Source organism: Porphyrobacter sp. GA68 (genome assembly GCF_022605525.1).
In the GTDB taxonomy this organism is placed as follows: Bacteria; Pseudomonadota; Alphaproteobacteria; order Sphingomonadales; family Sphingomonadaceae; genus Qipengyuania_B.
In genome coordinates this window covers 370,571-390,839 of record NZ_JAKQYJ010000001.1, presented here as the reverse complement: position 1 = coordinate 390,839, position 20,269 = coordinate 370,571, and the positions used below count along the sequence as shown (strand labels likewise).

Annotated in this window: 23 protein-coding genes; 16 read left to right on the top strand and 7 right to left on the bottom strand. The window is 65.0% G+C overall.

The genetic code is table 11. From position 1 onward, the window contains the following. Positions 1-19: 19 nt before the first annotated feature. The 3 genes from LHJ54_RS01900 to ftsH all read left to right on the top strand — a co-directional run bounded on the left by LHJ54_RS01900 (position 20) and on the right by ftsH (position 3,797). Positions 20-1,117: a CaiB/BaiF CoA-transferase family protein gene (locus tag LHJ54_RS01900; RefSeq protein ID WP_228242169.1), complete on the top strand. Its 1,098-nt coding sequence runs from the start codon at positions 20-22 to the stop codon at positions 1,115-1,117. After that, complete coding sequence (locus LHJ54_RS01895; protein ID WP_228242167.1) at positions 1,117-1,578, top strand: MaoC family dehydratase; 462 nt, start codon at positions 1,117-1,119, stop codon at positions 1,576-1,578. Before LHJ54_RS01900 ends, LHJ54_RS01895 begins: the two co-directional genes overlap by 1 nt. Positions 1,579-1,829: 251 nt before the next feature. Beyond that, positions 1,830-3,797, top strand: coding sequence for an ATP-dependent zinc metalloprotease FtsH (gene ftsH, locus LHJ54_RS01890; RefSeq protein ID WP_228242165.1), 1,968 nt, complete (start codon positions 1,830-1,832; stop codon positions 3,795-3,797). Between the two features lie 289 nt (positions 3,798-4,086). On the opposite strand, the gene LHJ54_RS01885 is transcribed toward ftsH, so the two are convergent. Beyond that, positions 4,087-5,259: a DUF3667 domain-containing protein gene (locus LHJ54_RS01885; RefSeq protein ID WP_228242163.1), complete on the bottom strand. Its 1,173-nt coding sequence runs from the start codon at positions 5,257-5,259 to the stop codon at positions 4,087-4,089. Positions 5,260-5,398: 139 nt separating this feature from the next. On the opposite strand from LHJ54_RS01885, the gene LHJ54_RS01880 reads away from it, so the two are divergent. Next, the gene (locus LHJ54_RS01880) at positions 5,399-5,632 is read left to right on the top strand and encodes a DUF3072 domain-containing protein (protein ID WP_228242161.1); all 234 of its coding nucleotides are present in this window, start codon (positions 5,399-5,401) and stop codon (positions 5,630-5,632) included. Positions 5,633-5,716: 84 nt separating this feature from the next. Here LHJ54_RS01880 and rpoZ read toward each other — a convergent pair whose 3' ends face one another. Beyond that, positions 5,717-6,061, bottom strand: coding sequence for a DNA-directed RNA polymerase subunit omega (gene rpoZ / locus LHJ54_RS01875; protein WP_228242156.1), 345 nt, complete (start codon positions 6,059-6,061; stop codon positions 5,717-5,719). A 112-nt stretch (positions 6,062-6,173) separates the two neighbouring features. On the opposite strand from rpoZ, the gene LHJ54_RS01870 reads away from it, so the two are divergent. Continuing rightward, on the top strand, positions 6,174-7,361 hold the full coding sequence (locus LHJ54_RS01870) for a phosphatidylserine/phosphatidylglycerophosphate/cardiolipin synthase family protein (protein WP_228242154.1): 1,188 nt from the start codon (positions 6,174-6,176) through the stop codon (positions 7,359-7,361). On the opposite strand, the gene LHJ54_RS01865 is transcribed toward LHJ54_RS01870, so the two are convergent. Continuing rightward, a complete protein-coding gene (locus LHJ54_RS01865; RefSeq protein WP_228242152.1) occupies positions 7,358-8,881 on the bottom strand; it encodes a replicative DNA helicase in 1,524 nt (507 codons plus the stop codon). The genes LHJ54_RS01870 and LHJ54_RS01865 overlap by 4 nt on opposite strands. Positions 8,882-9,011: 130 nt before the next feature. Here LHJ54_RS01865 and LHJ54_RS01860 point away from each other — a divergent pair, with 130 nt between their 5' ends. The 5 genes from LHJ54_RS01860 (at position 9,012) to LHJ54_RS01840 (ending at position 13,305) form a co-directional block, all read left to right on the top strand. Continuing rightward, positions 9,012-9,512 carry a UPF0262 family protein gene (locus LHJ54_RS01860; RefSeq protein WP_228242148.1) on the top strand — a complete coding sequence of 167 codons (501 nt, stop codon included), beginning with the start codon at positions 9,012-9,014 and terminating at the stop codon, positions 9,510-9,512. Between the two features lie 3 nt (positions 9,513-9,515). Further along, the gene (locus tag LHJ54_RS01855; RefSeq protein WP_228242147.1) at positions 9,516-10,226 is read left to right on the top strand and encodes a glycoside hydrolase family 25 protein; all 711 of its coding nucleotides are present in this window, start codon (positions 9,516-9,518) and stop codon (positions 10,224-10,226) included. Positions 10,227-10,248: 22 nt separating this feature from the next. After that, positions 10,249-10,665: a cytidine deaminase gene (locus LHJ54_RS01850; RefSeq protein WP_228242146.1), complete on the top strand. Its 417-nt coding sequence runs from the start codon at positions 10,249-10,251 to the stop codon at positions 10,663-10,665. A gap of 131 nt (positions 10,666-10,796) precedes the next feature. Then, positions 10,797-11,798, top strand: coding sequence for a 2-hydroxyacid dehydrogenase (locus LHJ54_RS01845; protein WP_228242142.1), 1,002 nt, complete (start codon positions 10,797-10,799; stop codon positions 11,796-11,798). 4 nt (positions 11,799-11,802) lie between these two features. Continuing rightward, positions 11,803-13,305 carry an L-lactate permease gene (locus LHJ54_RS01840; RefSeq protein ID WP_228242137.1) on the top strand — a complete coding sequence of 501 codons (1,503 nt, stop codon included), beginning with the start codon at positions 11,803-11,805 and terminating at the stop codon, positions 13,303-13,305. 34 nt (positions 13,306-13,339) lie between these two features. Here the strand turns inward: LHJ54_RS01840 and LHJ54_RS01835 are convergent, their stop codons facing one another. The 3 genes from LHJ54_RS01835 to LHJ54_RS01825 form a co-directional block, all read right to left on the bottom strand. Next, complete coding sequence (locus LHJ54_RS01835) at positions 13,340-14,167, bottom strand: EAL domain-containing protein (RefSeq protein WP_228242134.1); 828 nt, start codon at positions 14,165-14,167, stop codon at positions 13,340-13,342. A gap of 84 nt (positions 14,168-14,251) precedes the next feature. Then, positions 14,252-15,391, bottom strand: coding sequence for a M14-type cytosolic carboxypeptidase (locus tag LHJ54_RS01830; protein WP_228242122.1), 1,140 nt, complete (start codon positions 15,389-15,391; stop codon positions 14,252-14,254). Continuing rightward, a complete protein-coding gene (locus tag LHJ54_RS01825; RefSeq protein ID WP_228242119.1) occupies positions 15,388-15,999 on the bottom strand; it encodes a DUF4136 domain-containing protein in 612 nt (203 codons plus the stop codon). Before LHJ54_RS01825 ends, LHJ54_RS01830 begins: the two co-directional genes overlap by 4 nt. Before the next feature lie 146 nt (positions 16,000-16,145). Here LHJ54_RS01825 and galE point away from each other — a divergent pair, with 146 nt between their 5' ends. From galE to LHJ54_RS01810, 3 genes are all read left to right on the top strand, one after another. Next, the gene (gene galE, locus LHJ54_RS01820) at positions 16,146-17,159 is read left to right on the top strand and encodes a UDP-glucose 4-epimerase GalE (RefSeq protein ID WP_228242116.1); all 1,014 of its coding nucleotides are present in this window, start codon (positions 16,146-16,148) and stop codon (positions 17,157-17,159) included. Positions 17,160-17,241: 82 nt separating this feature from the next. Beyond that, positions 17,242-17,367, top strand: coding sequence for a type B 50S ribosomal protein L36 (gene ykgO / locus LHJ54_RS01815; RefSeq protein ID WP_029941846.1), 126 nt, complete (start codon positions 17,242-17,244; stop codon positions 17,365-17,367). Between the two features lie 46 nt (positions 17,368-17,413). Then, on the top strand, positions 17,414-18,058 hold the full coding sequence (locus LHJ54_RS01810) for an HAD family hydrolase (RefSeq protein WP_228242114.1): 645 nt from the start codon (positions 17,414-17,416) through the stop codon (positions 18,056-18,058). Here the strand turns inward: LHJ54_RS01810 and LHJ54_RS01805 are convergent, their stop codons facing one another. Continuing rightward, complete coding sequence (locus LHJ54_RS01805) at positions 18,059-18,391, bottom strand: hypothetical protein (protein ID WP_228242112.1); 333 nt, start codon at positions 18,389-18,391, stop codon at positions 18,059-18,061. Between the two features lie 137 nt (positions 18,392-18,528). Here LHJ54_RS01805 and LHJ54_RS01800 point away from each other — a divergent pair, with 137 nt between their 5' ends. The 3 genes from LHJ54_RS01800 (at position 18,529) to LHJ54_RS01790 (ending at position 20,244) form a co-directional block, all read left to right on the top strand. After that, positions 18,529-19,005, top strand: coding sequence for a helix-turn-helix domain-containing protein (locus LHJ54_RS01800; protein ID WP_228242109.1), 477 nt, complete (start codon positions 18,529-18,531; stop codon positions 19,003-19,005). Then, the gene (locus LHJ54_RS01795; RefSeq protein ID WP_228242106.1) at positions 18,992-19,327 is read left to right on the top strand and encodes a hypothetical protein; all 336 of its coding nucleotides are present in this window, start codon (positions 18,992-18,994) and stop codon (positions 19,325-19,327) included. The genes LHJ54_RS01800 and LHJ54_RS01795 overlap by 14 nt, the downstream gene beginning before the upstream one ends. 176 nt (positions 19,328-19,503) lie before the next feature. Beyond that, a complete protein-coding gene (locus LHJ54_RS01790; protein WP_228242104.1) occupies positions 19,504-20,244 on the top strand; it encodes a sulfite exporter TauE/SafE family protein in 741 nt (246 codons plus the stop codon). Positions 20,245-20,269: the final 25 nt, after the last annotated feature.

The window sequence follows — 20,269 nt, the reverse complement described above, 5'->3', positions numbered from 1 at the left end:
ACAGGCAAACGGAGGGGTGATGTCAGACCAGGATAACAGGGGACCCCTCAGCGGTGTTCGGGTGCTGGAATTCGCCGGCATCGGTCCGGGCCCGCATTGCGCCATGCTGCTGGCCGACATGGGCGCGCAGGTGGTGCGCATCGAACGGGAAGGAACGGCAGTTCTGAACCCGGTGGTGGAGCGGGCACGGCACCGCGTCGCGCTCGACATCCGCAGCGAGGAAGGTCGCGCCACCGCGCGGAAGGCAGCGCTTGCGGCCGATGTGCTGCTGGAAGGCTTCCGGCCCGGTGTCATGGAACGCAACGGGCTCGGCCCCGACGAGCTGTGCGCCGCCAACCCGCGCCTGATCTATGCCCGCATGACAGGCTGGGGGCAGGATGGTCCACTCGCCCAGGCGGCGGGTCACGACATCAACTACATCGGGCTGGCCGGTGCCCTTGCCTCGTTTGGCGAAGCGGGAGCGCCGCCGGGGCCGCCGCAAAATCTGGTCGGCGACTTTGGCGGCGGTTCGCTCTACTGCGCGCTGGGAATAGTTGCGGCGCTGTTCGAGCGGGAACGATCCGGTCGGGGGCAGGTGATCGATGCGGCGATCATCGACGGTGTGACCAGCCTGATGAGCTTCTTCGCCGGCGTGCGCGGCAATCCGCTTCTGTCGGCGCGGCAGGGTGAGGGGATGCTGAGCGGTGCGGCGCATTTCTACCGCAGCTATGCCTGCGCCGACGGCAAGCACATCAGCGTGGGCCCGATCGAGCCGCAATTCTATGCCGAACTGCTGGAACGCACCGGCCTGGCCGCGGAACTGGGGGAGGGGCAGTTGAACCCGGCGAACTGGCCCGGCCATGCCGAGCAGCTCGCCCGGCTGTTCGCCTCCCGCTCGCGCGATGAATGGTGCGCATTGCTGGAGGGAACGGATGCCTGCGTGGCTCCGGTTCTCGAACTGGACGAAGTGGCCAGCCACCCGCACATGCGTGCGCGGCAAAGTCACGTGGACCAGGCGGGCGTGCAGCATTGCGCGCCGGCGCCGCGCTTTTCCCGCACACCGGGCGCTATCCGCGATACCGCGCCGGACGGAGCCGAAGTGATCGCCCGATGGGTAGCTGACAGGGAGACAAGGTGATGGCCGGCCGCTGGTTCGACGAATGGCAGGTGGGCGACCGGATCGAGCACGCCATCCGGCGTACGGTGACAGAAACGGATAACCTTCTGTTCACCACCATGACCCACAATCCGCAGCCGCTGCACCTCGACCTAGAAGCGGCGAAGGCCAGTGAGTTCGGGCAGATCCTGGTGAACGGCACGTTTACCTTTGCCCTGATGGTGGGGATCAGCGTCGGGGACACGACGCTCGGCACGCTGGTCGCCAACCTCGGCTACGACAAGCTCGTCATGCCCGCGCCCGTGTTCATCGGCGACACCCTGCGCGTCACCAGCGTCGTAAAGGAGCTGAAGGAAAGCCGTTCCCGGCCCGAAGCCGGTATCGTCACCTTCGTGCATGAAGCGGTGAACCAGCGGGATCAGATCGTCTGCCGGTGCGAACGCACGGCATTGTTGAAGCGGCGGCCGACCGGACAGGGCTAGCGGCCGCGACACGGCCGAACCCATCGCGCCCAAGACCGCGCCTGCCAAGTCTCGTTGGGCGCGAACCGTGCAGATGGTGCAGCTTTGTCTTGGCGGCTCGCAGAGTGTCAGGGCGCGGCTGACCACCGAATTTACTTTCCCTGCGCGACCTGTTCCGCCTTGGAACTGGGCTGCGCGAGGGGTGCTCCCGTCAACTTGTCATTCACCGGGTAAAGCCTACATTGGCGCGGTATTCACAAGGAACCGACCCAATGAGCCAGCAGCGCGAACCGAACGAACCGGGATCGGGCGGACCCAACCCGATGGTCAAGAGCCTGATGATCTGGGGCGGCATCTTCCTTGCCCTTCTCCTGGTCGTCTCCATGTTCGGGTCGGGCGGGCAGACGGCAGGCACGCAAATCGGCTATTCCGATTTCCGGCAGCGGGTGGTGGCCGGCGATGTGCAGGCGGTCGAAATCGGCGAACAGCGGATTACCGGAACCTTCAAGAACAACGAGACATTCTCGACCACCCCTGTGGCCAACGACACGGAACTGACGCGCATGCTGGACGAGCAGGGCGTCCGCTATTCGGGCAAGGCACCCGAAGAAACCAATGTTCTGCTGCTGATCCTGATCCAGTCGCTGCCGTTCCTGCTCATTCTGGGTATCGCGTTTTTTGCCCTGCGCCAGATGCAGAAAGGCGGAGGCGCCGGCGGTGCAATGGGCTTTGGCAAGTCCAAGGCCAAGCTGCTGACTGAAAAACAGGGCAAGGTGACGTTCGATGACGTCGCCGGCATCGACGAAGCGCGCGAGGAACTGCAGGAGATCGTCGAGTTCCTGCGCGACCCGCAACGCTTTGCCAAGCTGGGTGGACAAATCCCGAAGGGCGCTCTTCTCGTCGGCTCCCCAGGCACCGGCAAGACGTTGCTGGCGCGCGCAATTGCGGGTGAAGCAGGCGTGCCGTTCTTCACCATATCCGGCTCCGACTTCGTTGAGATGTTCGTCGGCGTCGGCGCGAGCCGGGTGCGCGACATGTTCGAACAGGCCAAGAAGAACGCGCCGTGCATTCTGTTCATCGACGAAATCGATGCCGTGGGCCGCAGCCGCGGGCATGGCCTGGGCAACTCCAACGACGAACGCGAACAGACGCTGAACCAGCTGCTGGTGGAGATGGACGGGTTCGAGGCGAACGAGGGCATTATCATCATAGCGGCCACAAACCGGCCCGATGTGCTTGATCCCGCCCTGTTGCGTCCGGGGCGTTTCGATCGGCAGGTGGTGGTGCCCGTGCCCGACATCGAAGGCCGCGAGAAAATCCTGGCCGTGCACATGAAGAAGGTGCCGCTCGCTCCCGATGTCAACCCGCGCACCATTGCGCGCGGCACACCGGGGTTTTCCGGCGCGGATCTGGCCAACCTCGTGAACGAGGCGGCGCTGCTGGCGGCGCGCCGCAAGAAGCGGCTGGTCGCCATGCAGGAGTTCGAGGACGCCAAGGACAAGGTCATGATGGGGGCGGAACGCCGGTCCATGGTGATGACCGAGGACGAGAAGAAGATGACGGCTTATCACGAGGCCGGCCATGCTCTCGTGTCCATCAACGAACCGGCGTCCGATCCCATTCACAAGGCGACCATAATTCCGCGCGGTCGCGCGCTGGGCATGGTCATGCGACTGCCGGAACGGGACAGCTATTCCTATCACCGCGACAAGATGCATGCCAATCTGGCGGTGGCGATGGGCGGCCGCGTGGCGGAGGAGATCATCTTTGGCCACGACAAGGTGTCGAGCGGGGCGTCTGGCGACATTCAGTACGCGACCGATCTTGCCCGCAACATGGTGACCAAGTGGGGCATGTCGGACAAGCTCGGACCCCTGCAGTACGAAGCGAGCCAGGAAGGCTACCTCGGGATGCAGGGTACGCAGCGCACGATGGGCGGTCCGGAAACCAACAAGCTGATCGACGCCGAAATCAAGGACCTTGTCGAAGGCGGCCTTAACCGTGCTCGCGCGGTGCTGAGCGAGCAGGAGGACAAGCTGCATCTGCTGGCGCAGGCGCTGCTCGAGTACGAGACGCTGACGGGCGACGAGATCAACCAGCTGATGAAGGACGGCAAGCTCAACCGGCCGGACGAAGCATCGCGCAGCGGGACCACCATACGCCCCGTGCAGGGGTCGGCCGTTCCCAAGGCGGGACGCCGATACGGCGGCTCCGGCGAAGGAGCACCCGCAGGCGCGTAAGGCAGGCCCGGCAAGCTTTGCCCACTCGCCTGGGCAGACAGAACGTCTGTCCGGCCAGTCTATCCGGACCGCCCCTGTTGTGGGTGGCTTGTCGCTGGCTGCGCGAGCCGAACGGGTCTGATGGAGGCAAATGCGTTCCATCGCGGCTGGCGCTGACCGACCGTCCGACGCCTCCCCGCCTTGCTGCTTCATATCCACTCGCACGGACGCGGAATTCAAACATGGTATTTTGCTGACCCTCAGGAAGGCGGGACAGGCTTTCCCGGGCAGCGCCGCCGCGTTCTTCGCTTCAGCCCATCACTCCGAGCATCAGCAACCCAAGGGCGAACAGCGCCAGCGCGCACGAGGCGAAGACAATCAGCAGGGCGGTACGCCACAAGGCGGAGAACCGGCGCAGCTGATACCCGCCGCGTAGTTGCCGGTACATGTGCCAAGGGACGAACAGCGCGCCCGCCGCGATCAGCACGCCAGACGACACGCCTGCCAGCATCAGCAACCATGCCATGATGATCAGGATCGACACAGCGGTGATGGAGTAGGTCACGAACACCGTGTGGTCGTAAAGGGGTCGCCATCGCCATAGGAACAGCAGCGCCACAAACGGCACCGAGATCAGGATCAGCATCCAGCTGAACTTGTACGCGTTGGTCTGCAGCTTGTAGAGCAGGAGCTTGGGATTGTCCCTGGCTGCCCGATAGGCAACATCGAGCGCGCTGCCCGCCTGAAATCCCAAGACGGTGGCGTAGGTGCCTTCAAGGGTAACTCGGCGGGTGACGTCTGCGCCCGGTGCGGATGGGGGCTTTTCTGCCGTGATCCCGCCTGGCTGCACGAGCACCTCGCCTTCGGCGGCGCCCGCTTCTTCGCCCATCAGCCTGCGAATGACGGCGATGCCGGTTTCCGCATCCCTGATCTCCTCATCGAGCCTTGCGGTGCTGAGGCCTTGCGCCGCGGCCTGGTCGCGTTCGCGGCGGAGCTGGGACACCCGTGTTTCGATGCCTGACAGCTCGTCCTGCAGTCCCGCCCGCACGTCCTCGTGCACCGGCCCGCCCAACGCGGTCGGAGCGGCGCCGACAAAGTTCATCAGTGCGAACATCAGGAACACCGAGAACAGGAACAGGGCGAGCGGGGAGACAAAACGCGCCCGCTCTCCCGCAATGTAACGCCGGGTCAGTTCGCCTGGCCGGAACAGCAGCTTGGGCAGGGTGCGCCAGACCTTGCCTTCAAGATGCAGCACGCCGTGGAGCAGATCGTGGCCGAATGCCGCCAAGGTGCGATGGACGTGAGCATGCTGACCGCAGACGTGGCAGAAGTCGCCAACCAGTTGTGCCTGACAGTTGAGGCAAACGCGCTGCGTTGGGCGCTTTGCCGGATACGCAGCAGCGTCCGGCGAAGGCGCCGGCCCGGCGGTCGATGATTCTCCGTCGAAGGCCAGATGAGCATCTGCCAGTTCCGCCGACGCCATGTCCCGCTCTCCATCCTGCCGTTCCCGCGGCGCAACATTACCGCGCCGGGCTGGTCCTGCCAATCAGCATTGATGATGCTCCACCTCGGGAACATTGCCTGAACAGAATGATTTTTCCCGCAAAGCAGGAGAACTACAGATGGCAGTCGAACCGCCCAGCGAAGACCCGAAGAACCACCCCACTTCCAATGCGCAGAAGGATCCTGATGACTGGACCACCGGGGATGAAAAAATGACCGGCGCTCAGGCGAGCTACCTCAAGACCTTGAGCGAGGAGGCCGGTGAGCCGGACGCATATTCGACCGACCTCACCAAAGCGGAAGCATCAAAGAAAATCGACGAGCTGCAGCACAAGACGGGCCGCGGCGAATAGTTGGCAAACCAAAAGGGCGGGTGCGACCCGCCCTTCCCTGTATCAGGTCGAGCAATCCGCCGCAGGTGACGGATTGGGGGGACATCAGCCGTCGTAATCGCCGCCCACGGACTGCGACCGCGCCGGGACCGCCGCGGTGATGCGCAGCGCCTCGGCCGACTGGCTGAGCGAGGCAATCTCATCCGCTTCATCGTCTTCGTCAGGCAGGATCTTCTGCAGGCTGCCAACAAGGCTTTCCTGCAACAGCTTGGGCTTGACCGTTTCTTCGGCGATTTCTCGCAAGGCAACGACGGGGTTCTTGTCCCGATCGCGGTCCACCGTCAGTTCCGCCCCACCGGAAATTTCACGCGCGCGCTGAGCTGCCAGCAGCACAAGGTCAAAACGATTGGGGATCTTGTCGACACAATCTTCGACGGTTACGCGCGCCATGGGCACTCCGGTGTCTGTAATGAGGGTGGAGGAAGCCGCAGCAGGTAGGCATGGAAGCCCCGCTCGTCAAGCGTTTGCGGCAGCCGCCCGCTCGCCCTATGCTGCCCGGATCATGGGGGGAGGCCATTCTTCGAAAGCGGCGTCCGAGCCGGACTACCGCCCGCATCCGCCGCTGGAGGCGCAAGTGGGGCCGCACCGGTTGACCGTTCTGGCAGACGGGCCGGATCGCTGGCGGGCGCTGCTGAACCTCATCAACAGTGCGCAGCGGCGCCTCGACGTTTGCTTCTACATCTATGCGACCGATCGATCGGGCGCGGCGGTGCGCGATGCCCTGACGGCCGCGGCGCGGCGCGGAGTGGCGGTAACGGTCATCCTCGACAGCTTCGGTGCCGACGCGGACGCCGGCTTTTTTGCGGACATGTGCGCGGCGGGCGGCCGCTTCCTGTGTTTCAGCCCGCGCCTCACCCAGCGTTACCTTATCAGGAACCATCAGAAGATGGTGATCGCGGATGACCGGGTGGCGATGTTCGGTGGCTTCAACGTCGAGGACAGCTATTTCAGCGCACCGAACGACGATGGCTGGGAAGATCTGGCGGTGCTGATCGAAGGGCCTGCGGTGGCTGGCCTGGTTGAACTGTTCGCCCGGCTGAGCGACTGGACCAGTGCCGGCCATCCCAAGTTCCTGCGGCTGCGCCGTGCGTCGCGCGAATGGCAGTGGTCGGACGGGCAGCTGCGCTGGTTGATCGGCGGACCGTCCAAAAGCCTGTCGCGCTGGGTGCGCTGCGTCAGCGAAGATCTCCATCGGGCAAAGCGGCTCGACATGGTCATGGCGTACTTCACCCCTCCCAACAGCCTGATGCGCGCTATCGGCCGGATCGCGAAGAGGGGCGAGGCGCGGCTGGTAATGGCGGCAAAGTCGGACAACGATGCCACGATCGGAGCGACGCGTTCCCTGTACGATTACCTGCTGCGGCAGGGGGTCGGCGTGTGGGAGTTTATGCCGCGCAAGCTGCACACCAAGCTGGTCGTGGTGGACGACGCGGTCTATCTCGGCAGTGCGAACTTCGATGTCCGCAGCCTGTACCTCAACCTGGAACTGATGCTGCGGGTTGATGACGCCGGGTTTGCCGCGCGCATGCGCGAGTTCAACAACCGGTATGTGGCGGCATCGCAACGGATCACACCAGCACTGCACAAGCGGCGCGCCACAGTGTGGAACCGCATGCGGTGGAACATGAGCTGGCTGCTCGTATCGGTGATCGACTACACCGTGACTCGCAAACTGAACCTCGGGCCTTAATCGTAGCCTGAGCGGCGATCCTCTTCGGCCAGATCGGAGAAGCGGGTGATCTTTGCCTCGAACCGCAGCCGCACCTTGCCGGTCGCGCCGTGCCGCTGCTTGGCGATGATCAGTTCGGCAAGGCCGAACACTCGCTCCATCTCCGCCTGCCATGCGGCGTGTGCGTCATGGCATTTCGCATCGTCATCGGCCTGCGGCACCTTCGGCTCGCGCGAGGCGACGTAGTAATCCTCGCGATAGATGAACCACACCATGTCCGCGTCCTGTTCGATGGAACCGGACTCGCGCAGATCGGACAGCATCGGCCGCTTGTCGTCCCGCTGTTCCACCGCACGGCTGAGCTGCGAGAGCGCGATCACCGGCACCTCCAGCTCCTTGGCCAGCGTTTTGAGGCCGCGGCTGATTTCGGAGATCTCGTTGACGCGGTTGTCCTGGCTGCGCTTCGATCCCTGCATCAGCTGGAGGTAATCGACCACGATCAGCCCGATGTTGTGGCGGCGCTTCAGGCGCCGGGCGCGCGTTCTGAGACCCGAAACCGACAGGGCCGGCGTGTCGTCGATATACAGCGGCAGTTCCGCGAGCCGCTGGCTGGCAAAGGACAGTTGCTGGAAATCGTCGCGGCTGATCTTGCCCATGCGCAGCGCTTCGGACGATATGCCGGCCTGTTCCGCCAGGATGCGGGTGGCGAGCTGGTCCGCGCTCATTTCCAGGCTGAACAGAGCCACGCCCGCTCCGACAGAATTGGTAATCCCATCGCGTTGGTCGCGCAGGAAGCGATCGGCGCAGTTGAAGGCGATGTTTGTCGCCAGCGAGGATTTGCCCATCCCCGGCCGTCCGGCCAGAATGATGAGGTCGGAGTCGTGCAAGCCGCCCGTGCGTTCGTTGATGGATACGAGGCCGGTGGTCTTGCCGGACACGTGACCCCCGCTGTTCAGCGCCTTCTGGATCATGCCCAGCGCCTTGTGAGTCGCCTGCCCGAATGTTTCGGCGTCGCTGGTTCCCGCGGCGCCTTCGGCTACCCGGTACAGGTCGGCCTCTGCCTGTTCGATACGGTCGAGCGGAGCCACCTCGTCTGAGGTGTCGAGCGCGCCCTCGACCAGGTTGCGCCCGACGCTAACCAGTTCCCGCAGCAGGGCCAAATCGTAGATCTGCTGCGCCAGTTCGCGCGGTGCGAGAAGGCCCTGCCCGTCGGCCGTGAGCCGGGCGAGGTAGGTGATCCCGCCCAGTTCCTGCAGCACCGGATCCGTTTCGAAATACGGCTTGAGCGTTACCGGTGTCGCGATGGCGTTGCGGTCGAGCAGGCGGAGAACCCGTTCAAAAATGCGCTGGTGCAACGGTTCGAAGAAGTGTTCCGGCAGCAGGGTGACGGGCAGTTCCTCCAGCACCCGGTTGTCGATCAGTACCGCGCCTAGAAACGCCATTTCAGCCGCCAGATTGTTGGGCAGCTGAACGCCTTGGGCAGCGGTCGAGTCGCCGGCGGCAGCGGAGTCGAGCGGGCGCAGGAGGGTGGCGGTGGTCATGGCGCCACTCATGCGCGCCATGACCACCCGATGGCAAGCAGGCTGCGACCAGCGGCTCTTGTGGAAAACGGGGATTGGCGCCTGGCCCCTTGCCCAAACCGGGGCAGGTCTGCGAAGGGAGGGGCCGCCCATGGCCGATGCACCGCCTCCTGCCGACTACCGGATCTGCAAGATCACGCTCGACGAGGAGACAATCCTGTGGCGCAGCGCAGATATAGAGCAGGAACGGCGAGTGGCGATGTTCGACCTGATCGAGGAGAACAGCTTCAAGCCGCTGCGCGCCGCAGCCGCAGGGCATCATGGTCCCTACGCGTTGCACCTCGCCGTCGCGGACGGTCGGCTGGCGATGACTATCGGCGATGCCGCGGCACAGCCGCTGGAAACCCTGATCCTGGGCCTTGCCCGGTTCCGCCGGCCGGTGCGCGAGTATTTCGCGATCTGCGACAGCTATTATCAGGCTATACGCCACGCGACGGCGACCGAGATCGAAACCATCGACATGGCCCGCCGCGGCATCCACAACCACGCCGCCGAACTGCTGCTGGATCGGCTGGACGGGAAGGTCGAAACCGATTTCCCTACTGCCCGACGCCTGTTCACCCTCATCTGCGTCCTGCACATAAGGGGCTGACGAATGGCAAGGAAAGCCAGGCGGGGTAAAAGAGGGGGATGGCTGCGGCAGGGCATTCTCGTATTGCTGCTGGCGGGCGGACTGGCGGCTGGCTGGCTGTGGTGGGAAGGGCGGCAATGGCGCCCGTCAGAAGCAAGCTACGCCGATCAGGGTGCTTACCTAACAGACGCCGCGGGGGAGGTGAACTTTACCACCCTGCGCGCGATCGGCGCCGCGTTCGTTTATCTGCGCGGGAGTATCGGCGGGAACGACAAGGACCAGGCGTTCGCGCGCAACTTCGAAGCGGCGCGTGCGGCCGGTATCCCGACCGGCGTGGTCCATGTGTTCGATCCGTGCGTGCCGGCGGATGTGCAATCGGCAAATTTTGTCGTCATGGTCCCGCGCGACGCGCAACTGCTGCCAGCGGCCATTGCGCTGGACAAACTTGCCGACGATTGTTCCACCCGGGTCAGCGAAGCGGCAGTGGAATCGGAACTCATCACGCTCATCAACCAGGTCGAGATTCACACCGGGTCGCCAGTGCTGCTGAAGCCGTCCAAGGCGTTCGAGCGCCGCTATCCGGTCGCTGCCGGCTTCGAAAGGAACTTGTGGCTGGAGCAGGACTGGCTGGAGCCGGACTACGCAGGCCGGCCCTGGCTGATGTGGACCGCCAATGACGGGCTGAAAACAGAGGCCAGCGACCAACCGCTCGCGTGGGTGGTGGTGCGGCCTTGAGGCAGGAATGGAAGGGTAGTAGATGTCCGACAAGGAACTGATCGCCGCCGCGCGCGAGGCTGCCGGGGCGTCCTACTCACCCTATTCGCGCTATCCGGTAGGCGCCGCGCTGCGCTTCGCCGATGGCGCAATCGTGACCGGCACCAATGTGGAAAATGCCAGCTATGGTCTGGCGCTCTGCGCTGAAACCGTCGCGGTGGCAAAGGCGCTTGCGGACGGCCGACGCGGCGGGTTGGAAGCGGTGGCCGTCACCGGGCCGGCAGACCGTGCCGGCGGTGCCCCGATAACGCCATGCGGCCGCTGCCGACAGGTGTTGAACGAACTTGCCCAGCTAGGCGATACCGACCCGCTGGTGCTGTGCGTCGGGGCTGAAGAGGTGCGCGCGATGCGCCTGTCCGCGCTGTTGCCCCATGCGTTCGGCCCCGCCAGCCTGGGTTGAGGTTCCGCCTGCGCCCGGCGGGGCCGCGCTCCATGATTTGACGCCCCTCGAGCCGGGCCACATAGTCAGCCTGTTTTACGCGTGGCGGCCACGGCAAGGGTGTTCAGCGCGCTGGACGGGTGGAGGTTTGCATGAAAGTGGCGGTCTTCAGCGCACGGGCCTACGACCGGGAGTTCCTCGCCCAGGCGAATGGCGCTGCCGCAAGTCCCCACGATTTGCGCTTCTTTGAAGCAAGGCTCGACCGCGACTCCGCCACCTTGGCGGCAGGGTACGAGGCGGTGTGCGCATTCGTGAACGACGATCTTGACAGGGCGGCGCTGGAAAGGCTGGCGGCTGGCGGAACGCGGCTGATCGCACTGAGAAGCGCTGGGTTCAATCACGTGGATCTTGCCGCAGCGCGCGAGCTTGGCCTGGCTGTCGCGCGGGTGCCGGCCTATTCGCCGGACGCCGTGGCGGAGCACACTGTGGCCCTGATCCTTGCCCTCAACCGGCGGATCTACAAAGCCTACAACCGGGTGCGCGAGGGCAATTTCGCGCTGGAAGGCTTGCTCGGCTTCGACCTGAAAGGCCGCACCGTCGGGATCGTCGGCGTCGGCCAGATCGGCCTTTGCGTGGCGCGGATAATGCGCGGGTTCGGCTGCGCGGTGGTGGCATCGGATCCGCACCCTGTCGCAGAGTTGGAGGAGATCGGCGGCCGTTACGTAACCTTGGCGGAGTTGTTCGCAACTGCCAGCATCATTTCGCTGCACTGTCCCCTGACGCCCGACACGCATCACCTGATTAACGCCGACGCCATTGCGGCGATGGTGCCGGGTGTGATGCTGGTCAACACCAGCCGCGGCGCGGTTGTCGACACACGCGCCCTGATCAACGGCCTCAAGAGCGGGAAGATCGGCCACCTTGCACTGGATGTGTACGAGGAAGAAGGCGACCTGTTCTTCGAAGACCTGTCGGCCACGATGATCCAGGACGATGTATTCGCCCGCCTGCTGACGTTTCCCAACGTGCTCATCACCGGGCATCAGGCGTTCTTCACGCGGGAAGCCATGACGGCGATTGCCGGGACCACGATCGCCAACATCACCGCGTTTGAAAGGACCGGCGCGCCCGAACACCCCGTGCCGTTCGGCTGACCCGATGGCCTTGTTCGCGCTGCTGCCGCTGGTTCTGTTTGCCACGCTGCTCGTCGGCGTACGGTGGTCGGCGGCGCAGGCAGGCGGGGTCGCGGCGCTGCTTGCACTTGTGCTCGCGGTGGCCACCTTCAGCTATCCCATGAGCGTTGCGGCGCTTGCCGGTCCGCTGCTGGAGGCGACCTTTACCGCCGCGACGATCCTGTGGATCATCCTTCCGGCCCTGGCCATATACGAATGGCAGGAGCGCACCGGCCAGACGCGGCTGATCGGCCGGTGGCTCGCGTCCGTCTCGCCCAGTCCGCAAATCACCGCCCTGTTGGTCGGTTGGTTCTTCGCGCTGTTTCTCGAAGGAGCCGCCGGATTTGGCACCCCGGTCGCCTTGGCCGCCCCGCTGCTGGTCAGCCTTGGCTTCCCGCCGGTCCGCGCGTTGCTGTGTGCCCTGATTGGTCACGCGGCAGGGGTTTCGTTTGGGGCGGTGGGAACACCGATGATGCCGCTGCTGCACGCCGCAACGGTCGACCCGCGGACACTTTCGCTGCTCATCCTGCTGCTTCACGGGGTGCTGGGCTGGGCACTCGCGGCTGCCGTGTACAGGCTTGCCGGAACCGGAGAAGACCGCGCCAGACACAAGGCCGGCTGGCTTGCCGTGCCGGCTGCCGTCCTGCTGTTCTTCGTACCGGCGGCGCTATTTGCCGCGTTCGCCGGTCCCGAATTGCCAACGCTGGGCGGGGCGCTGGTGGGCGCGGTCCTGTTCGTGCTGCTGACAAGGCGCGGCGCGGCGGCGCCTGGTGCACCCGCCGACCCGGTGCCGGTCATGACGCTTCTGGGCGCGGCGCTGCCCTACGTCCTGATCCTGGTCCTGATCCTTGCCACGCGGCTGCTCGGACCATTGCGTGCAACGCTTCAAGGGCTGGAGATCGGCTGGACGCTGACAAACGCTTTCAGCGGTTCGGTGGCTATTCTGTATCACCCCGGTACCATGCTCGCGCTGGCTTTGCTGCTGACTGCGGCAGTAAAGCGGGATGGCAACGCGATCCTTGGTCCTGCGCTCATGGCTGCGGCCCGGCGCCTGCCACCCGTGGCGCTGGCGCTGGTCACCGTGCTGCTGATGGCCCGGATCATGGTGCACAGCGGCATGATCGACGCGCTGGCCGAGGGGGCTGGCAGCTTGCTCGGCGCGGGGTGGCCGCTGGCGGTGCCGCTGGTGGGGGCGCTGGGATCGTTCATTACCGGTTCGGCCACTGCCTCGAACATCGTCTTCGCCGGATTTCAGACCGCGACTGCCGCGACCACGGGCCTGCCTGTCGCCTTGGCGCTGGCCGGGCAGAGCGTGGGTTCCGCGATCGGCAATATCGTTGCGCCGCACAACATCGTAGCGGGTGCGGCAACAGTGGGGCTGATCGGACGGGAGGGCGAAGTGATGAAGCGCACGCTGCCCCTGTGCCTGGGCTACACGCTGGCGGGCGGCGTCTTTGTCCTGTTGCTGGCATTGTTCGCCGGGTCGTGAGTGGCTCGCGGGAAAGCCGCGCACGGGCCACGGATCAGCCTGCCGCGTCCTGGGTGGCGCCGTCCGCCAGCAGGCCCACGGACACCGGCGGCAGCATACCGGTGACGGGCGCGGCGAAGTAGAAGCCTTGCACCAGCGCAATGCCCAGCGTCCGTATCGTTTCCACCTCAGCCGCAGTTTCGAGACCTTCGGCAAGGCAGGCAACGCCTAGTTCCCGCGTCATCGCCACGATGCTGCGGACGATCGCCTGCCGGGCTGGCGACGCGTCGATCCCGCGCAGCAAGGACATGTCCAGCTTGATCAGGTCGGGCGTCATGTCGGACAGCAACGACAATCCCGCGTACCCGGCCCCGAAATCATCCAGCGCCGTCATGAAGCCGAAGCTGCGATACGCCTCGACGATGCGGCGGACATGGGCAACGTCCTGCATCCGCTCGTCTTCGGTAAACTCGAACATCAGCCGGGTGCGGTCAAATCCGCTGCGTTTGGCCGCCTCCAGAGTAGCCCGAATGCACGCGGCGGGTTCATACACGGCATTGGGTTTGAAGTTGATGGACAGCATGGCCGTGCTGCCCGGCGGCGACAGGGCGGCGAACAGTTCAATGGCGCGTATGCGGCACGCCTGATCAAAGGCATAGATAGTGGCCGCGTCCACCTGGTCCAGAATAGCGCGGGCCGGCTCTCCTGCCTCTCCACGGACCAGCGCTTCATACCCCCAGATCGTCCCGTGGGTAAGGTCGACAATCGGCTGGAAAGCCATCGTGAAGGCAAACGGGAGCGCCTGTCCCTCGCGGCACCCGCCGCACTTGTTCCATCCCCGCCCTGCGGAGGACTCGAACGCCCGGTGATCAATCAAAGTCATAGGCAAACCGCCGCCAGTCTCAAACTGGCTCCGCTGTAACGCGATCCGCTGACCAACTGATTACCGGTACTTGCCTATTTCTTATCAAGCCCCTCGCTGCGTGTCCGGCTCCAGCCATTCCAGCAGTGCTGCCAGGCAGTCGCGCGCCAGCAGCTTTGATCGCTCGGCCGACCATCCCTGAACCGGATCGAACATTCCCGCATCCTTGAAGGGCATCTCCAGCGTCATGGCGCATGCGCCGAAGCGTTCAGCGACCTGATTGGTGCTCATCGTGAGATTGGCGGTGCCGGGCTTGGCCTTGTGGTAGCCCAGCTCCATCTGGAAGTCGGGTGTGCGGCGGGTCAGTATCCGCTGATAGCGGTAAAAGCCGTCGCCCTGTTCGTCGGTCCAGCCGGGGATCCCTTCGAACCCGGCCAGAAAGTTGGCGGCGATTGCCTCGTCCCCGTGAACATCCATGGCGAAATCCACGCCGGTTTCATCCATGCGGTTGCGAATGGCGAGCACTTCCGGGCTGCGCTCGGCCGTCGGGTCCGCCCATTCGCGGTTGAGATTCGCTCCGCACGCATTCGTGCGCAGATGCCCCCGGCGCGAACCGTCCGGATTGCAGTTGGGCACAATGTGGAACCGGCACCGCTGGCGCAGCGCCCGCCCCACCGGATCGGCTGGGTCAAGGAGGCATTCGAGCGCCCCTTCCATCCACCATTCCGCCATGCTTTCGCCCGGATGCTGCCGAGCATAGAGCCAGACCTGCTTGTTCCCGTCGCCCAGTTCCAGGGCATCGAGCGGCTGTCCGTCCAAAGTGGTGCCAAGCCGACGATAGCTTACACCTTCGCTTGCCGCTGCCTCTGCCACAAGATCATGGTGGCGTTCCATCGAATAGGGCGCGAAGTAAGCGAACCAGCACAAGTCCGAGGCCGGGGTGTAGCGGATGGTGAGAACGCCGGCGCTCTTGTCGAAGGTCGATGCCGCGCGGCCCCAGAACTGCCGGTCCTCGCTGACGCAGGCGTTGTAATCGGGCCAGCCCAGCGGGTAGGCGCTGTCGTTCAGCCCCTCCAGATGCAGGGTAAGCTCCCGACCCTTCGCGCCGCAGACGCGGAAATGAAACCACTGCTTGAAGTCCGACGCGTTGTCTGGACGCAGGGTGAGGCGGGCGGTGGCACCGTCCACCGCCACGACTTCGATGTTGCCGCTGTCAAACGCAGCGTCGATATGGATCTGGTTCATCGGCGCGCATCTACCCGCACTGTTTCCCCATTGTTACCCGGAAAATCACGAAACAGCGCATCAGCCAGCAAGGCGGCATTGGCGCGGGCATCGGCGATTTCGGAACGGGCGGGGTAATCGACCTCTGCCCGGCCTTCCCACACGCTTTGCCCCGTGGTGGTGTCGCGCAGCGTTACGGCCAGTTCCGTGCCGATCCGCGCGCCTCCGCCGCCGCCAAGGTTGATGCCGACGCCTAAACCCACGCCCGAACCGTATCCGCCGGTAGAGCCGCCCACGCCGACGCTCACCGGCGAGCGGCCGCCATCCACGGCGCGCTGGAAGCGATCGACCCGTACCTCGGCGCGATAGCGCGCGGCGTTATTGCCGCTCACCTCGTAACCCTGCGCGCGCAACTGTTCTGCCACCGCCCCCTGATAGGGTGTCAGCGCCAGCGTGTCGGTTGCACCGGGCGCTGCAGTGACGACCACCGCGCCACGCGTCGCGGCAGAGAGCGCGGCGGGGTCGTGGAAGCGAGTGACTTCCACAGGGCCTGGTCCGGTGGCGCAGGCGGCAAGCGCAAGCGCACCTGTCGCGGCGAGCAGAACGTTCGTCAATCTTGGGAAAGGCATCGCTGTTCTCCTGCCGGTCCGCCGCACCCGGACCGTTCCTTGTATCCAGAAGTTCAAGCGCTTGGCAGCCCGACCCTGTTCCCGATGCGGCAGGCTCTTTCTTCCGCTGTTTCCCGGTCCCTCGCAAACTGCTAGCGGGTGCGGCCATGACTGACACCAACAAGGTTCCGGTTCTCGTCACCGGTGGCGCCGGCTACATCGGCAGCCATGCGGTGCTCGCGCTCAAGGATGCGGGCTGGCGGGTGGCCGTGCTCGACAACCTGGTTACGGGTTTCCGGTTTGCGGTGCCTGATGACGTGCCTTTCTACCATGGGGACATCGCCGATGCGGACCTGCTTCAGCGCATCTTCGCTGAGCAGGGGACGGGCGCGATCATGCATTTCGCCGGTAGCGTGGTGGTCCCGGAGTCGGTTGATAACCCGCTGAAGTATTACAACAATAACACCGCCAAGAGCCGCACCCTGCTGGAAGCAGCGATTGCCGGCAGGGTGGAACATTTCATCTTCTCCTCCACGGCCGCGACATATGGTTCACCCGCCACGTCGCGAGTGACGGAGGAAACACCGACGAGGCCGATCAACCCTTATGGCTGGTCCAAGCTGATGACGGAGCAGATGCTGGCCGATGCGGCGGCCGCGCATCCGTTCAATTACTGCGCGCTGCGCTATTTCAACGTGGCCGGCGCGGACCCGCAGGGACGCACCGGACAGTCCACCGCCGGCGCAACGCACCTGATCAAGGTTGCCTGCGAGGCAGCGCTGGGCAAGCGAGCCGGAGTAGCGGTCTATGGCACCGATTTCGACACTGTCGATGGTACGGGGGTGCGCGACTACATCCATGTCACCGACCTTGCCGCGGCGCACCTGCTGGCGCTGGAGGCGCTGATCGCGCAACCCAGCCAGTCGATGACGATGAACTGCGGTTATGGCCGGGGGTTCAGCGTCCTTGAGGTGCTGGACGCGGTCGACCGGGTGACGAACCGCACGGTGGAGCGCTGGATGCAGGATCGTCGTCCGGGCGACCCGGGGGAACTGGTGTCCGATCCGGCTCTCCTCAAGGCGACCCTGCCATGGCGTCCGCAGTTTGCCGACCTCGATACGATTGTTGCCCACGCACTGCAGTGGGAACGGCGGCTGGAGGAACTGCGCCGCCCTGATTGACTCCTGATTGCGATGTGCTAGGCGGGCGGTGCAATGGCACCGGGCGGACGTCCGGTGCCTGTTTCTTTTCAGGAAAGCCGCCATGAAAATCCGTAACAGCCTAAAGTCGCTGAAGGACCGCCACCGCGATTGCCGCGTCATTCGCCGTCGTGGCCGGACCTATGTGATCAACAAGACCAACCGTCGCTTCAAGGCGCGCCAGGGCTGAAACCGGCTGTCCGGCCGGACCCGCCGGGACTGGCGCCTTGTCACGCTTGGATGAGAATGCGGGCGGTCACACCGCGCTCAGTCCGCGTCCCGTCGAAGCTGTCGTATTCGATATCGGACGGGTCATTGTCGAATGGGACTTGCGTCACCTTTTCGACCGATTGATTGCCGACCCGGCGGAACGCGACTGGTTCCTCGCCACTGTGGTCACGGAAGAATGGCACTTCCAGCATGACGCGGGCCGACCGCTGGATGACATGGTTGCCGAACGCGTCGCCGATTTTCCCGCTTACGCCGAGCACATCCGGAGTTATCGCACCAGATTCCTGGAAACGATCCCCGGCCCGGTGTCCGGTACGACTGAACTGATCGAACGGCTGGCGAAGCGAGCAATGCCGCTGTACGCGATCACCAATTTCGGCGCCGAGTTCTGGCGCCAGTTCAGGCCCACCCTGTCGGTGCTGAACCTGTTCCGCGACATCGTGGTGTCAGGCGACGAACTGCTTGCCAAACCGGATCCGCGCATCTTCGAACTCGCCGCACGGAGGTTCGGTCACGCGCCGGATGCCATGCTGTTCATCGACGACAATGCGGCCAATATCGCGGCCGCTGCCGCGCTGGGCTGGCAGGTGCATCACTTCACGAATGCGGCGGGCCTCGCCGTCGATCTGGAGGCCCGCGCGCTTATCTGATCAGGCGTTGCAGCGGCTGAGCGCCTCTGCGTCCAGCGGCTGACCGGCGACGGTGAACTGCGTTACGGTGCCGGCCTTGCGCTGCAGGTCACGGCAAACACGCCCGGCGCGGCTGCCTTCCACCACCGCCGCGCATTCGGTGCCGGCGCACTTCCACAATGTCTTGCCTGCCACGACGCGGGCGTCGCTGACGGGTTGCGCCAACGTCGCGGTGTACTGGGTAGCGGCAGTGCCGGCGGCGGCGGGCATGGCGGCGATGCCCAGGGTCAGCGCGGCTGCGCCGCTGGCGATTAGCAGCGCACCAGCTTTGCGAAGCGAGAGGGGAGACGTCATGTTGGATCCTTCCGGTAGCACGGTTTTAAGTTGCGGAACGCCACTTACCAGTCTAGGTTTCAAGTTGCAACCAGAAACTGATATGCTGTTGAAGGGTCGCTGTTTTGCCGTAGAGTGGTGAGCCGGAGAATGGATGCATGGGTGAACTGCGCGAACCGCTGCGCGAACTGACCGCCTGCGGTCTGCCCGAAGCGCTGGAGGTGATGGGCGAACGCTGGTCGTTCATGATCCTGCGCGCCAGCTTCAACAGCGTTTATCATTTCGAAGACTTCCTGAGCGAACTGGGCATTGCCCGCAACATCCTGTCCAATCGGCTGGCGAAGCTGGTGGAGCATGGGATTCTCGACCGGCTCCCCTGTGCGGAAGACCGGCGGCGGGTGGAGTACCGGCTGACAGAAAAGGGCATGGACCTTCTGCCCGCAATGATCGCCTTGCGGCAGTGGGGCCAGAAATATGGTGTGGAGGTGCCGGAAAATCCCGTCCTGGTGGATGACCGGGACCGGCTGCCGATCGGTCCGGTTTCCATCCTGTCGCATGATGGCCGGGCATTGGGCCCGCGCGATCTCAACCTGGTGGATCGCTCGCGCCTCGGCATGAAGGATGATGCCGCCTGATCGCACGCCGGACGGGCGCTACCTCATCGTGCGCGGCCGGCTGTGGCGGGCGGCCAATCCTCACCTGTCGGAGGATGAGCGGGCCAGCCTCGTGGCTGAACTGATGAAGGCCCGGCGCGCGGTCGGCGCGGCGCTCAGGAATGGCGATCCCGGGGCGGAGCGCACGGCGCGGGCGCAGGTCCACGCGGCGAAGGTCGCGCTTGGCGAAAGGGGGCCGATCTGGTGGAGCGACGGTGCTCCCGACGAGAACCGCAGGTTGGTAAAGAACTCCAGCTATGCGGACTGGTGGTCGGATTCGGTCGGAACGGGTGCGGCAGGGTAGCGGCCGCGATGGGGGTTGCGTCCTGCCGCTGCCGATAAAACGCAATGATCGTGTGCTCGATGTCCCAGGGCACGCCGCTCACTGATTGATCGCTCCTGATCTCCACACTGGAGTAGGCACTGCTTGGCCGAACGGACGTTTGGCCCTACTGGCCCGCAGGAGGCCCCTTCGCGACCGTGCTTTTCGACTATACTCTGCTGCAGCTGACGGCTGCTGGTCTGACCGCCCTTGCGGCCGCCTTCGTGCGTGGACTGACGGGGTTCGGCCTTGCAATCATTCTGGTGCCGGTGCTCGCGCTTGCACTCAGTCCGGTGGATGCGGTGCTGGTGGCCAATTTCGTGGCCCTGTTCATTGGCCTGTCCGAACTGCGCCGGCTTGCCGGAGACGCGGAACGGACCGCGTGGACCATCGGCCTGTGGGTAATGCTGGCGACCGCGCCGGGGCTGATGCTGCTGGCGGCAACCCCGCCTGAACTGGCGCGCCTGCTGATTGCGCTGGTCGCGCTTGGCTCGTTCCTGGCCGTGCTGACCCCGGTTCGGGCGGCAACGGTTCCGGGACGCGCCATGACCGGAGTGACAGGGGTCACGGCCGGGCTGCTGACCGGCTTTGCCGGCATGCCAGGACCGCCGGTGATCCCCTACTATGTAGGCCGGGCCATTCCACGTGCGGCGGCGAGAGCGTCAATGCTGCTCATCTTCACCGTCGCCGCGCTGGCGGGCCTGGTTTCCGGCTGGGCGATCGGAGTGCTGGAGTGGCGGCTCGCCTGGCTTGCGGCCGCGCTGTTTCCGCTGGTGCTGCTGGGCAATTGGCTGGGCAGCCTCGCGTTCGGCAAGGTCAGCGACCGCTTGTGGCGCAGTTTTGTGGGGCTGGTTCTGGCCTTGGCAGCGCTCGCTGCCCTGTGGCGGCTGCTAGCCTAGCGAGGGGAGGAGCGGCCCCGCGGCC

What these genes read in the sequence shown, in the direction of transcription:
- rpoZ (WP_228242156.1), bottom strand. Translation starts at nt 6,061, where the DNA reads ATGGCGCGCGTAACCGTCGAAGATTGTGTCGACAAGATCCCCAATCGT.
- LHJ54_RS01870 (WP_228242154.1), top strand. Translation starts at nt 6,174, where the DNA reads ATGGGGGGAGGCCATTCTTCGAAAGCGGCGTCCGAGCCGGACTACCGC.
- LHJ54_RS01840 (WP_228242137.1), top strand. Translation starts at nt 11,803, where the DNA reads ATGGCCTTGTTCGCGCTGCTGCCGCTGGTTCTGTTTGCCACGCTGCTC.
- LHJ54_RS01825 (WP_228242119.1), bottom strand. Translation starts at nt 15,999, where the DNA reads ATGCCTTTCCCAAGATTGACGAACGTTCTGCTCGCCGCGACAGGTGCG.
- LHJ54_RS01900 (WP_228242169.1), top strand. Translation starts at nt 20, where the DNA reads ATGTCAGACCAGGATAACAGGGGACCCCTCAGCGGTGTTCGGGTGCTG.
- LHJ54_RS01845 (WP_228242142.1), top strand. Translation starts at nt 10,797, where the DNA reads ATGAAAGTGGCGGTCTTCAGCGCACGGGCCTACGACCGGGAGTTCCTC.
- LHJ54_RS01865 (WP_228242152.1), bottom strand. Translation starts at nt 8,881, where the DNA reads ATGACCACCGCCACCCTCCTGCGCCCGCTCGACTCCGCTGCCGCCGGC.
- LHJ54_RS01850 (WP_228242146.1), top strand. Translation starts at nt 10,249, where the DNA reads ATGTCCGACAAGGAACTGATCGCCGCCGCGCGCGAGGCTGCCGGGGCG.
- LHJ54_RS01835 (WP_228242134.1), bottom strand. Translation starts at nt 14,167, where the DNA reads ATGACTTTGATTGATCACCGGGCGTTCGAGTCCTCCGCAGGGCGGGGA.
- LHJ54_RS01860 (WP_228242148.1), top strand. Translation starts at nt 9,012, where the DNA reads ATGGCCGATGCACCGCCTCCTGCCGACTACCGGATCTGCAAGATCACG.
- LHJ54_RS01880 (WP_228242161.1), top strand. Translation starts at nt 5,399, where the DNA reads ATGGCAGTCGAACCGCCCAGCGAAGACCCGAAGAACCACCCCACTTCC.
- LHJ54_RS01855 (WP_228242147.1), top strand. Translation starts at nt 9,516, where the DNA reads ATGGCAAGGAAAGCCAGGCGGGGTAAAAGAGGGGGATGGCTGCGGCAG.
- LHJ54_RS01805 (WP_228242112.1), bottom strand. Translation starts at nt 18,391, where the DNA reads ATGACGTCTCCCCTCTCGCTTCGCAAAGCTGGTGCGCTGCTAATCGCC.
- LHJ54_RS01830 (WP_228242122.1), bottom strand. Translation starts at nt 15,391, where the DNA reads ATGAACCAGATCCATATCGACGCTGCGTTTGACAGCGGCAACATCGAA.
- LHJ54_RS01895 (WP_228242167.1), top strand. Translation starts at nt 1,117, where the DNA reads ATGGCCGGCCGCTGGTTCGACGAATGGCAGGTGGGCGACCGGATCGAG.
- ykgO (WP_029941846.1), top strand. Translation starts at nt 17,242, where the DNA reads ATGAAAATCCGTAACAGCCTAAAGTCGCTGAAGGACCGCCACCGCGAT.
- LHJ54_RS01800 (WP_228242109.1), top strand. Translation starts at nt 18,529, where the DNA reads ATGGGTGAACTGCGCGAACCGCTGCGCGAACTGACCGCCTGCGGTCTG.
- galE (WP_228242116.1), top strand. Translation starts at nt 16,146, where the DNA reads ATGACTGACACCAACAAGGTTCCGGTTCTCGTCACCGGTGGCGCCGGC.
- LHJ54_RS01795 (WP_228242106.1), top strand. Translation starts at nt 18,992, where the DNA reads ATGATGCCGCCTGATCGCACGCCGGACGGGCGCTACCTCATCGTGCGC.
- ftsH (WP_228242165.1), top strand. Translation starts at nt 1,830, where the DNA reads ATGAGCCAGCAGCGCGAACCGAACGAACCGGGATCGGGCGGACCCAAC.
- LHJ54_RS01885 (WP_228242163.1), bottom strand. Translation starts at nt 5,259, where the DNA reads ATGGCGTCGGCGGAACTGGCAGATGCTCATCTGGCCTTCGACGGAGAA.